This window comes from Prevotella sp. 885 (assembly GCF_002265625.1).
Lineage (GTDB): Bacteria > Bacteroidota > Bacteroidia > Bacteroidales > Bacteroidaceae > Prevotella.
Map to the genome: position 1 here is coordinate 1 of NZ_NOVE01000068.1, position 11,989 is coordinate 11,989.

The window sequence follows — 11,989 nt, forward strand, 5'->3', positions numbered from 1 at the left end:
ATGTGAAGTGTTCGTCGAAGTGTGGCAGCAGAAACTCCGGTTAGAAATTTCTGCTGCAAAGTTATTGAATCAAAAAGCGGTTTGAGAGTTTATCCGAATCTTTCCGTCGCCCAAGGAATGATAAGGAGTCAATCAAGGAATACAGACTCTTTTGGAGATAAAAACAGCTTCTTTTCGGTTGCAAAACAGCCTGATTATGATTGCAGACAGCTGTACTTAAACACTTTAACCATATCCTTGTCGCCACCCACAAGCTGGCTGCATCTGTTCAGCATTCCGGTGTCTGAGAAACCGCATTTCTCCATGACTCTTCCCGATGCAGGATTTCCGGTGAAATGGTCTGCCCAGATGTTCTCGAAATGCTTCTCGTGGATGCAGTAGTCGAGCATCAGCTTCAAGGCTTCGGTGCAGATTCCTCTGTTCCAATAAGGCTTTCCTACCCAGTAGCCCACCTCGCAGTCGTTTTCTCCGATAGGGATGTTGCTGGTTTCATGGGTGTAGTAGCCGATGCAGCCGATAGCCTCGCCTGTCTCTTTCAACACAATCGCCCATGTCGTGTCATTATGGAAGTATGTGCGGATTATCTCCCGACTTTCCTCTACAGACTTATGTGCCGGCCATCCAGCACGTGGTCCTATGTCAGGGTCTGAGGCGTACTTGAAAAGCGCCTCAGCATCCGATTCTTGCCAATGGCGAAGTAAAATTCTTTCTGTTTCCATCAGATTATATCAATGTTTTGCATTTTATTTACGTGCACTTACCCCAGCCAGTCGGTAAAGATAAGTATACATTCGTGCACCTTCTCAAAGAATTTCCCTATCCGGTGCTTGATGCCCTTCCAATAAATCATATTCTCCGTAACTTTTTACTTAAAACAATCATATAATTTATCTGTTGTTTTCACCCTATGTAGGAAGATCTATTTACAAAATGCAGATCAGTCAATATCTATTAATTGGAAATGCTTGTTGAAGGTCAAATCCAATCCGTTTGTCAGTTCCACCTCGTATTCATTCTTGTTCATTTCAATCTTTTTCACCGATTGTCCTGCATAATTATCCTTTAAGTAGTTCTTGATGGCTTGCGGAATCAACAGAGCTGGCACGATTCCCTGCTTGCAGTCAATCTCTTTAAGATTTCCTTTTTTGTCGAACTCCAACTTCGTGCCATTCTGCAGAACCACATCATAGCTTCTGCTGACAACTCCTGATTCAATCGTTGCAAGCATCACCTTCTGATTGTTGAAATGGTTGCTGAGTAAGGTTTGAGCCTTTACCGGGAGTGCATTAACGGCGATAGGCTTGTCGTTGCCCGCATTCGCCACCATATTGCATGAAACCATGCAGCAAATGGCAATCATCAATTTTAGAAAAATTCTTTTCATAAGCTAAAAATTAAAAATTTATATATGTAGAAGTATCTTGTGTCATAATTATTTTATCTTAAATGTCCGCAGATATTCCTTCTGCTCGGGCGTGATTCTGTAGCTCTCGATGGCCTTCTGGATGGTCTTGTTGTGCGTCCAGGGAGCAAGGCGGAGTTGCTCGATGTAGGGAATCGCCTGGTCCCATTGCTTGGCAAGGGCGGTGGCGAAGAACCATGCTATCATCATCTTTACGTAATACTCATTGCTCCTTACAGAGGCTGGAATTTCAAGATATTCTGCCTTGAAGTCTTTGTCCAGATAATGAGACATAAGCGCCTCTATTCCAAAGCGACAAGTATAAACGTGTGACGATTTACTCCATGTCTTGATCTTCGCCAATAGCTCCTTCTTGTGTTTGGCAAACACCTTCGGAGACATGATGTCGCAAACTGCCCAGTTGTCCACGAATGGCAGGAAACTGTCTGTCAGCTGAATGCACTCTTCGTAGTCCTTTACCTCGGAAATGAGGAGACCATGAAGCATATTCTCATCGTAGTATTCATGAGGAAGCTGCTGAAGAAATTCCTTGCATTCTGTCTCCTTTGTAAATTCTTTTGCGAACTTGCGGAGCACAGGCACACGAATGCCTATGAAACTTTCCATAGGCACTCCCGGTGTCAGTTTGGCTTGGAATGCAGCATACTGCTTATCCTGCATGGCGAACAGTCTTTCTTGAAGTGAAGTCATACGTTCTTGGTTTATGTTAGGCGAATCATGGGTGCAAAGATACATATTAATTCACTACATTGTTACAAAAAAGACAGAGATTGCATTATTGGGATGTAGATTTTATCTATAGAGCCTCCATATAAGAAAAAGTGTTTTGTATTGTTAATTTAAAGTTAATAGTATTTAAGGTCTTAGATTTTTCTTGTGCTAAATATAACATAATGTTGTCCTCTTGTATTTATAAAAGATAATTTAGTGGCTTTTTATTACTAATTAATGCGCATTTTATTATGTTTGGGTTGTGATGTGCTTTTAATCTTGAGTAAAAAGTTTACAAATTGATATTTGACTGTTTGAAATAAAATCGTTATATTTGCATCAACTTTTATAACGAACGCATATGGCACACAAAGAAAATCAAAAGGCATTTGTCGTTACATTTCCACTTCATACCGAGAAATGGCAGGAGGATAGGATTGACAAGATGATGAGGATGCTTACAACTTTCTATAATGACAGACAAAGAAAACTTGTTCGTCGTTATATTTACCTTTCGCATTCTAAGGCATACAAGGAAGCGAAAGGGAAAGGTGTTGTTGCCTTTAAAAACTATATGAAGGAATATGGATTTTCACAATATGGTTTGGATGCATTCTTTAAAGCAGATACAAAGGGGGCTTTATACCAATGTGGATTAAACTCTATGTTTTTGCAATACCTTTCACAATGCGCTTGGAGTGCTTGGGATAAGAAACTCTTTGGAAAGGGAGATTTTGTTAAAACAGACAAGGTCGTAAATATATTCTGTAGTAGAAATAAGAAAGAAAGGTTTTGTGGTTTTGATTATGACCTCAGTACTTTCACAATAAGTATAAAATCTACATGTACAAAGAAGATAATATGTACAATACCATTTGTGGTAAACAAGAAAAGTGATTATGAATTATTTGCGTTGTCTCAAAGAATATGTAGGATTGGAATAGTACGAAAATTGATAAGAGGCAAATACAAGTATTATGTCCAGTTTACTTTTGACGGAGTTCCTTATAATAAGGGAAGGAATATTGGAACTGGAATAGTAGGCATAGATCCTGGTCCGAGCAAAATTGCCATAGTTGGTGACAATAAGGTAGAAATAGCAAAACTTACACCTAATATAGAAGAGGATGAGAGAAAAACGGCTCGACTAAAAAGGAAACTTGATAGAAGTCGCAGAGCTACTAATCCTCACATGTATAAAGAGGATGGCACAATTATTAAAGGTCAGCGTCAAACATGTTTTTCTAAAGCGTACAACGAAACAAGAAAGCAGTTGGCTGATGCTCAACGTAAATTAGCTGCCAAACGAAAGATTGCGCATAATGAGCTTGCCAATACTTTACTTGAATATGGTGATACCTTCAAGGTCGAAGCAAATTCATATAAGTCTATGCAGGCAAGGGCAAAAGCTACAAGTATGACAAAATCAGGAAGGATAAGGTCTAAAAAGCGATATGGTAAGTCAATAAAGAACAGGGCGCCTTCGGAGTTCTTGGTGATATTGAAAAACAAGTTGCTTTATTATCCTAAAGGCAAATACTATGATGTACCTTCATCGTATGCATGTACACAGTTTGACTTTACTAATGAGAGTTTTACAGAACATAAAATATCAGAAAGAAGAATTGTTACTTCTGATGGTATTCAACATAATCGCGACACACTTGCTGCGTTCAATATAAAGAATGCTATAGTTAATGAAACTTCTGCTAAAAAGAAGAAAATTACAAAATCAAAAGAGTTCTTTGACATCGTAAAAATGAAAGCATCATACAATAAGTTTTGTGTAATGGAGCGTTATCTCCTTTCAGTATAAAGAAATAATGGTATTGTAAACCAACATTAGCGCTAATTGACATATAGTGTCATTGCTAAAACAAAGATGTATTGAAAGAAAGCAGAATGAGATCATGTAGAAAACATTCGTAAGAATCTTTTCGAACGATTTCAGAAACTCTTTAAAGTAAGTACGTCCTATCCTTTTACTCTGTGTCACAATTACATATCTTTTAGACCTTGTATGTGACAAGAGAATGAAGAGTTGTTACAAGTAAGCTCTACTGGCACATATTGCGCCGTCACTTGTATGTGACAAGAGAATGAAGGGTTGTTACAAGTGGCTACTCTCCTTGCACTCGAATTTGTAGCTTGTATGCGACATAAAAATGAAGGGTAGATGTAAGGTAAAATCCGATGTGAATATAAAGCATGATTTGTATCTGCCATGGAAGTTGATAAATGGTAACAATAGATTCTGTCTATATAGAGCTACTCATAAATGAAATTAAAAGATATAATATGGCATTGTTAAAAATCGACTTAGGAAATGAAATCGCTGAGTGTAAAGCTAATTTTTCATACATAGATAATCATATAGTTCTTGCTTTTCAAGCTAAAGACCACATATTAGAGATATCGGGGTTTATTACCGATTGTTTTAATAATGGAGATTTGCTTGAGAAATTTACTCTGCAATCTGATAAAGAGAATATTGAGGTGGATTTGAAAAATTCTTCAATTGATAAAATTAGTTGCAGAGGTCATATTTTTGAATTGAGGTTGAATAGGGTGGAATTAATACATAAGAATAAATCAACAACTGATTGTATTGTTATCAATCTGCCTCCTAAACAGATAGATGGATTGACTGAGGAATCAAAACAGAAAACAATCAAGGCATTAGAAAGTGAGATAGTTTTCTGCCATAATGATGAAATTTCAACATATTTGTTTTGTCCTAAAAACATTCAAAATTATGTGATGAGTTTGATATCTCTATATTGCTGCTGCCCGATAGAAATACTCTGCGAGTTTTGTAATGATGAAGTAAATAACCAAACGAAAGTTAAGCTGTATAGCCAGAAACATACTTTTGAAGAAAATACATCTCCAATAAATTTGCGCATAAAAGGAGGTAATATTGCGGAATTTATACAATATGCACATCTTAATCATTCTCATATTAATGATATGCCAAGGTATGTTAGGCAGTTCGTGGATTCATATTATGTGAGTGAACCACAAAGATTCAATATGCTTTTTGCTATGGCATCTTCTTACGCTGAATACATACTTGGAGAAGGTCATAAAGGTGGTGGTGATTTAGTGAAATGTACAATTAACCACTTTCAGGTATATGGATTAGACAAAATAAAAGGAATTATCCAAAGTGCAGGTCTTAGCAGAAATGGGAAAAATATATCCTGTCTCACAGATCTAAGAAATGAATCAGAACACAATTTGTATTCAGATGATAGTTATGTCTTTTTTGATAAATATCCGTCTGTAAATATATTTATGGAAGAGATAGCTTGCAGAATTGTGATGGAATTGTCTGGTCTCAAGACTTGTTGAAATGAATATTTTTCATGTCATTCTTATCCGTATATTTTAATATGGTAATAAAACAGCGTTCCTTGCATTACCCATTTAGTAATAGTGCAAGAAATGCTGTTATTGTTTTGAGAGAGATTAAGATGGTGTTGTCAACCTTGCAGGGATGGTACTAAGCATCCACCTCGCCACCGCCACCTCCAACACCACTACCCGGTTTAGTTGTTGGGGTGGTGCTCTCTGGCAGTTTGATGTTGCCTTTATCGTCCATGTACTTGTAGATTACCTGATTGATGTTGGAGAAAGCAAAGGCACGTTTTAGCTTCTGTACGCGCTGATAGTCGGCGGTGCCCTTCAGTCCGTTCTTCTCGCTTGGGCGGTTGGCGTTGAGCCATGCGGTGCAGGCTGCCTGCTTGGTTGCAAACTTCTCGCGCTGTGCCAACTGCTTTTCGGTGGCAGGTCCCTTGTATGGGTTGGAGAACTTGGCGAGGTGGATTTTGTTACTTGATGAGTTGGTGGCGAAGTAGTCGTTTGAATTGTTGCCATACTTGCCGCTGATGCCCTTAATGACATCAATAGGAGTGATTCTTGCCATAGTGTTGAGTTTTGAATGTTAAATACTGATGCAACTCTGAACGCCGAGGGTGGCGAGGAGTGCGGTGAGTACGCTCACGATGAACTGGAGCACCGTCTTGAGAGTTTCTTTGTTTTTTGTGTCTTTCATGGTATTTTGATTATTAAAGTTAATGATGAGGTTTCGGGATGCCTTCGAGATGTGTTCGGGGCATAAGCCTTTTTGTTTACATTGCAAAGGTACTACATTCGTAGATGCCAATCATACGGTAGCGTACGTTGCCGTACGAATTTTGAATTTTAATTGCTGCTCTGCTGCTACGGTTCACCTAAATGATCTGTTATTAGTTTTACTTCGCGTGGCGAGAGCCACTTGGATGTCTTCTGATAGCCTTGGCCGAGTAGTGCCTTGTGTAAGGGCTTGCAACGGTTCACCCACGACATAAGGCGGTTGACTGCTACGTGTGGGTCGGCTGTAGGGAAATAGAAGAGAGCCAACTCCTTCTTGGTGTATGGTCGGATTTTGAAATCGTTCATGTTGTTTTGTTTATAATTGATGAAACATAGTAGTCGGAGAAGTCCTTGCAGCCGAGTGGCAGCTGATAATGTTCCAACGAGGGCAAGACTGCCTTTAGCTGCATGAAGAGCCGTTCGCCGGGCGCATCGCAGTCGGGATACATGTGGAAGGTTGTGCCGAGCCGGTCGGACAAGTTGCGTAGCAAATCCTTATCAGCCTTGGAGAGGAGTGTGGCAGATGGTATTGCCACGGCTTTGTGACCTGACGAGAGCATAGCCCAACAGTCGGAGCAACCTTCTGTGATGTATAGCGGTTCTTCGGGGCGCATCATGGCGATGACGGGAAGGTTGTAGATGGAGCATCGGGCACCGTAGGGGAAGCGGAAGCGGGGAGGGGAGTAATGTGACTTTATGGGCGCGTTATTTTCCTTTGTTTGTTTTTTGTAATCGAGGTTGCGGTTTTGAATGCCGATGAGTAGTCCGCTTTGGTCGAAATAGGGCGTTTGGAGCCAATGGATGCCTTGGCGGTCCGTCCACGAGGTGAGACGGCACCAGCTTACTACGCGTGGGTCGAGTCTTCGCTCCTCGAAGAGAAACCTTTTCGCTTCATTGCTCAGCCAAGGATGTTCAAAATGGCGTGCGTAGCGTGCTGCGTCAAAAGGCTTGGTTGGCATGTAGGCAGAAGGCGTTTGCGGTTTGTACTCTTCTACTATTATGTTTGTGGAGTCGGCGAGCCATCGGCAAGCATCGGGAAAGTCCTTGCGCAGACGATTCATCACGAGGTCGATTGTGCCACCATGTGCGTCGCAAGCAAAGCATCGGTAGGTGTTGGTGCGAGTGTTGAATGTCAGGCTGGCGTGATGATCGTCATGGAATGGACAGAGGCTCTTGTGACGAGTGACGCGGAGTCCGAGGCGCTCAGCCACTGCCTCTATGGGCAGTTGGCGGAGCTGTTGTATTGTGGATTTATCGAGCATGACTACTTGTTTTTGGTGATATTATCGGATGTTACGCCATGAAGATATTCCTGAGTTTTAGAGTAGAGCCCGGTTTGTGCGGAATGAACTATGAACTTGCGGAACACCCACTTGCGCAGTTGATTGTTTGTGCCCTCCTTAGTCTTGCCAAGCGAGATGCGCAGGGCTTCAAGCTGAGCTTCGTTGAACGAGTCGGGCAGATCGTCGAGCAGATTCTTCGGACCACGTCTGCCAGCCTCGCTGACGCTGCCCTCGTCCTGACCGAGCATGTCGGCGAAGACCTGCATCTTTGACCATATATCGTGGTAGACGAGCCATTCCACGAGGCTGCTCATCGGCTTTGTCCATGTCTGGTTGTTGAGCGCCCAAAGCAGGCATCCGGCTTTCCATGCCGACACGAGAGCACGCTTGGATATGTCCCAAAGGGTGTCGTCGTCGGTGAGGTCGGCAAGCGAAGCCATGTCTGCAGCAAGCTGGTCGACAAGGCGGTTGAGCGGACGGATGATGAAGCGACCCTTGCAGATGGCGAGCCGTGCGAGGTATTCGTCCAGACTCTTGTAGAAGTCGTCGCCATACTAGCCTTGGCGTGGTATGCGTCCGTCGCGACCTTGGCGTGGCTTGTAGGAGAAGACAACGCGTCCGAAGGTGCCGTTGAAGAGTTCGTTCTTGTAGAACTTGCGTGCGGCGAAGGGCGTTGAGGAGATGGTGATGTTGGCACGCAGAACGGGGTTGCCCGTCACGCCGTCGGCTGTGGCTCTGAGCGCTCCTGCTCGCTGGCGGTCGTAGATGTTGCGCATCATCTGGGATATCTGGCGATGTCCGCCGCAGACGCGGTCTGCCATTTCCACCTCGGGCATGTTGAGGTATTGTGTGCGCTGTCCGAGCTTCTCGCATCCCATGGCGTTCTGTATGAAGGCTGCGTTGGTGACGTCGGCAGGCGGAAACCAGAACGCCACGTCGGGTCGGGCTGGCTTCTCCTTGTTGGCACTTTTGGTCTTCATCATCTTCTGCCACTCCACGAGCTTGGCGAGTTCCTCGTCGTCGTGAGCGCGGAAGTCGCGGCAGACGGCTTCCACTATGCTTGAGAGTTGGCCCTTGCCAGCGCCACTATCGGCTACGAGATTCGCCAACATTCCGCTTGGTTCCTTCCAACTAAGGTCGGGATACATGAATTCTGCTCCACTTACGTGTGCGCCAAGGATAGGGAAAAGCATTGGGACGATGGGCTGGTGCATGTCTTTTGAGACTTGCGAGAGCAAAAGTGCCACGCTTTCGAGTCCGCGACCGAGTTTTGGCATCGTCGGGGCGGTGGCTTTACTGATATCGTACTTCATTTTCTTCTTGTCGTTTAAAGATTAGAACTGTTGATAATGAGCCTTTTAGAGGGAAGAGGGTGCGTTCCCGTTCCAATTGTTCCAGTTGTTCCATTAAATGTTTGCAGTATGCACGTTCTTATTTTCTTATATATAACTACTTAATAATCAATTAATTAGATAGTTTATAAAGGGGTGTCGCATGTGGATATAGTATTTGGAACAATTGGAACAACTGGAACTGGAACGCGAAGCGCCCCTTGCTTACTTCTCTTCTCCAAGGCCTGTGGCGAAGCCACTCGCTACCAGTATGAGTTCTTCGGCAGCCCTACGGCAGAACTCTAAGAATGAGAGTTGTTCGTTGAACTGCGGTCGGTTGAAGGTAGGGTAGAGCGTTCCGTCGGGCTTGCGATTGATGTTGATGTAGACACCCTCATAAACATGCGGGTTGCGCTTCTGTACATCATTACGTTTCTTGTTGGTGGCGTTCTCGATGAAGAGGAAGTGATCCTCGGCATCGCGTGTGATAACGCCGTCAAGATAGTTGCCAAGGGGAATGCGGCCTGGCTCGCGTGTGAGGAGCTTGAGGTCGACGCAAGGCTCGGTGTTGGGGTAGACCGACTGGTGCTGGCGGTAGCCGCGAGCGAAGGGTGAATTACTTGAGAACATCTCTGTGAGGATGTCTCCTACGAGGCGAGGCTCGTTGCTGTTTGTTGAGCCTACTTGACTGTTTTTAACATTAGTCATTATGCTTAGGACAGACAGGAATGGTTTGTCTGTGTGTCCTCAGCAATGGGGAGGACACTGGAGTTCTTGTCATCAAAAATCAAGAAAATGATGACAAGAAAATGGTGACACGTTAAAATGATGACATAAAAAGGCGAGCTTCCATTGTCTTACAATAGATACCCGCCTTGATGTTTGTTCTAAAAAATGTTTTTTTATCTTTGGGTTGGACAAGCTTTATGACATCTCGTTACTCGTTATACTTGTGGAGATCTTTTGTTATATGTAAACTGCCAGCAAAAACTTCTTGCAGTGCGTTGTTGCTAATGTCATCGCCTTGATTACAAGGAAGCTGTGGTAGCTCAAGTGGAACTTTATAATTTAGAATCCTTACTATCCATTCCGTTTTTGTCTTGTTATTATTGTCAACTCTCTCAAAGTGTCTGTCATAGCTCTTTTTGAATTGATTAATAACAATTGCCCTTGGAGAGCAGCCAGTTATGTGGTCAAAACAATCTTTTATATCCAGCAACTTTGTAATTAAAAATGAAAGGACTGCATTGCTTGCTTCCCATTTTAGACGACAATCTCTAGGTTTGCCACTAAAGAAATGAACAAAGTCATTGACATCTGTGTTTACTTCAAGCCATCCCCATTCTTCACATTTTCGCCTGACTAAATCAATCCTCTTAATTCGAAGGTTCTCATCCTCACACTTATATGGGAGCGTGTAATAAACTTTCTCCTTGTTATTGGGTTTAATGCATTGATTTTTTGCTGGATGCAGCAGCTTGTTAATTTCTTCTGTAAGGCTCTCAACCGAGATAAAATAATTCTTCATCCATGCGAGCATATCCTCTGTAAGAGGAACAATTTCGTTATGTAATATTTTTTCCACATTTTCACAATTGGTCTTTTCTTGTTTGTTCCACATTAATGAGATTGATGAATGCAAAGTTTTCTGCAATGTGCATCTATAATGTGAATGATTTACAGATTCGAGTCCAAACATAACTGTATAGAACAGCATTGCAACTTCTGCTTGAGATGTAGCCATGTCTACGCAGTTAGCATCATCTCTACGATTGATAGATAATTTTTCCGACCATAATTCTGAACATCGTTCAGCTTTAATGTCTCTTTCTGTCAGTAATTCGTCCAATGTTTCGGCCGCATCAACAAATAGCTCCTCAGAAGAAACTATTATAGTGGGACAATGCTTTAGGAAGGCATCGTGTATCCTTCGGCATAATTTATAAAAAACATGGTCTTTAAAGTGTTCTTTTAACTTATTTCTTTGGTTTTGCTGGAATCTCATCTCCTCTCCTTTCTTCAATTCTTATGATATCTTCATAGACATAGTCAAGCCATTTTTCCATAGAGTGTTCTGGGATTTCTGATTCGGGAGTAATGAAATCCTTGAAATTGCTGATAACGATTTCGTTCATTGCATATTTGGCAACAACACCCTCTTTGCATGAGAATGCTCCATAATCTCTGAACTTGACAGATAGATCGAATGTGTTGTCGACGCACATGGTTACAACATAAGCGAGTTGTTTGAGATTATCGTAGTTGGCATTTTGTTTCATGATCGTTGTGATTTCACCGCCTATACCACCATAATATTTCATATATTCTCTTTGAAAATTAATTTGTTCTGACAAAGATTCTGGAACACGTGTGGTAGGCTGTCTGTTTAAATCTGGCAATTTAAATGTGAATGATTCAAGAACATCGCCATGGTCAACAGTTCGTTTGTCGATAAACTTGGTAAATTCGATGGCAATAGTTTTCTTTTCTATAGATTTAACCGTTATTCCTAGACCACACAAGTATTTGTTGTAGGCGAAAAATTCTTGTATAGAATTGCATATTGTCTCAGTTTTTCCATCCCATGAAGAGGTCTTTTCTATAGCTATCTGACATCTGCCGTCACGGTAGTCTATAATTACATAGCCAAACGGATAACTGTTTTGGTTAAAACGCACGCAATCCTTTACTACACTTTCCGAGTTTTCTTGTAAATCGTAGAGTTTATAGTTTTCTTTATTATGAATGCGAATCAATGCAATACCGTTCTCGTTCCGTAGAACCCAATTAGGTACTTCTTCTTTGTCCTGACCACGTCTTGGTCGATAAAGATTAAGTTTACTTCCTTTTTCTCCTATAGCTTTGCCTATATAATAGTTGGGGTTTGTTTCTACAGGCTTATCGGTGTTAATGTCATTATTGAAGTCGAGTTTTGGGTCTACTTCAATCTCTATGTTATGGATAATATAATCACTCATTTATTAACGATTTAAGTTGTTCTTTCTGTTTAATAGATGTTCCACGAAGTAAACATTAAGGATACCTGTGATTAACTACAAAGATACATTATTTTATTGAAATAATAACTATTGAATGAAAATATT

Annotated in this window: 14 protein-coding genes; 2 read left to right on the top strand and 12 right to left on the bottom strand. The window is 41.7% G+C overall.

Features of this window, described 5'->3' with window-relative positions:
- Positions 1 to 194: 194 nt before the first annotated feature.
- The 3 genes from CHL74_RS13810 to CHL74_RS13820 all read right to left on the bottom strand — a co-directional run bounded on the left by CHL74_RS13810 (position 195) and on the right by CHL74_RS13820 (position 2,113).
- Entirely contained in the window at positions 195 to 719 is a 525-nt protein-coding gene (locus CHL74_RS13810; RefSeq protein ID WP_094881786.1) for a GNAT family N-acetyltransferase, read from the bottom strand.
- Positions 720 to 937: 218 nt separating this feature from the next.
- Positions 938 to 1,384 (bottom strand): PepSY-like domain-containing protein, encoded by a 447-nt coding sequence (locus CHL74_RS13815; protein ID WP_254923321.1) that lies wholly within the window; start codon positions 1,382 to 1,384, stop codon positions 938 to 940.
- Positions 1,385 to 1,432: 48 nt separating this feature from the next.
- A complete protein-coding gene (locus tag CHL74_RS13820; RefSeq protein ID WP_094881788.1) occupies positions 1,433 to 2,113 on the bottom strand; it encodes a DNA alkylation repair protein in 681 nt (226 codons plus the stop codon).
- A gap of 382 nt (positions 2,114 to 2,495) precedes the next feature.
- On the opposite strand from CHL74_RS13820, the gene CHL74_RS13825 reads away from it, so the two are divergent.
- Positions 2,496 to 3,950, top strand: a complete 1,455-nt coding sequence (locus CHL74_RS13825; protein WP_094881789.1) for a hypothetical protein — start codon at positions 2,496 to 2,498, stop codon at positions 3,948 to 3,950.
- Between the two features lie 422 nt (positions 3,951 to 4,372).
- Positions 4,373 to 5,488 carry a hypothetical protein gene (locus tag CHL74_RS13830; RefSeq protein ID WP_094881790.1) on the top strand — a complete coding sequence of 372 codons (1,116 nt, stop codon included), beginning with the start codon at positions 4,373 to 4,375 and terminating at the stop codon, positions 5,486 to 5,488.
- Between the two features lie 151 nt (positions 5,489 to 5,639).
- Here CHL74_RS13830 and CHL74_RS13835 read toward each other — a convergent pair whose 3' ends face one another.
- The 9 genes from CHL74_RS13835 to CHL74_RS13870 all read right to left on the bottom strand — a co-directional run bounded on the left by CHL74_RS13835 (position 5,640) and on the right by CHL74_RS13870 (position 11,863).
- Entirely contained in the window at positions 5,640 to 6,062 is a 423-nt protein-coding gene (locus tag CHL74_RS13835; RefSeq protein ID WP_094881791.1) for a hypothetical protein, read from the bottom strand.
- An 18-nt stretch (positions 6,063 to 6,080) separates the two neighbouring features.
- Positions 6,081 to 6,191: a smalltalk protein gene (locus CHL74_RS15910; RefSeq protein ID WP_176452269.1), complete on the bottom strand. Its 111-nt coding sequence runs from the start codon at positions 6,189 to 6,191 to the stop codon at positions 6,081 to 6,083.
- Between the two features lie 167 nt (positions 6,192 to 6,358).
- The gene (locus CHL74_RS13845; protein ID WP_094881793.1) at positions 6,359 to 6,577 is read right to left on the bottom strand and encodes a DUF4248 domain-containing protein; all 219 of its coding nucleotides are present in this window, start codon (positions 6,575 to 6,577) and stop codon (positions 6,359 to 6,361) included.
- Complete coding sequence (locus CHL74_RS13850) at positions 6,574 to 7,533, bottom strand: CHC2 zinc finger domain-containing protein (protein WP_094881794.1); 960 nt, start codon at positions 7,531 to 7,533, stop codon at positions 6,574 to 6,576. Before CHL74_RS13850 ends, CHL74_RS13845 begins: the two co-directional genes overlap by 4 nt.
- A gap of 2 nt (positions 7,534 to 7,535) precedes the next feature.
- Positions 7,536 to 7,994 carry a hypothetical protein gene (locus CHL74_RS16415; protein ID WP_254923322.1) on the bottom strand — a complete coding sequence of 153 codons (459 nt, stop codon included), beginning with the start codon at positions 7,992 to 7,994 and terminating at the stop codon, positions 7,536 to 7,538.
- A 114-nt stretch (positions 7,995 to 8,108) separates the two neighbouring features.
- Positions 8,109 to 8,867, bottom strand: coding sequence for a hypothetical protein (locus CHL74_RS16420; protein ID WP_254923323.1), 759 nt, complete (start codon positions 8,865 to 8,867; stop codon positions 8,109 to 8,111).
- Between the two features lie 243 nt (positions 8,868 to 9,110).
- Positions 9,111 to 9,593, bottom strand: coding sequence for a hypothetical protein (locus CHL74_RS13860; RefSeq protein WP_254923324.1), 483 nt, complete (start codon positions 9,591 to 9,593; stop codon positions 9,111 to 9,113).
- 229 nt (positions 9,594 to 9,822) lie between these two features.
- A complete protein-coding gene (locus CHL74_RS13865) occupies positions 9,823 to 10,908 on the bottom strand; it encodes a hypothetical protein (protein ID WP_141241346.1) in 1,086 nt (361 codons plus the stop codon).
- Positions 10,862 to 11,863: a hypothetical protein gene (locus CHL74_RS13870; RefSeq protein WP_094881796.1), complete on the bottom strand. Its 1,002-nt coding sequence runs from the start codon at positions 11,861 to 11,863 to the stop codon at positions 10,862 to 10,864. The genes CHL74_RS13865 and CHL74_RS13870 overlap by 47 nt, the downstream gene beginning before the upstream one ends.
- Positions 11,864 to 11,989: the final 126 nt, after the last annotated feature.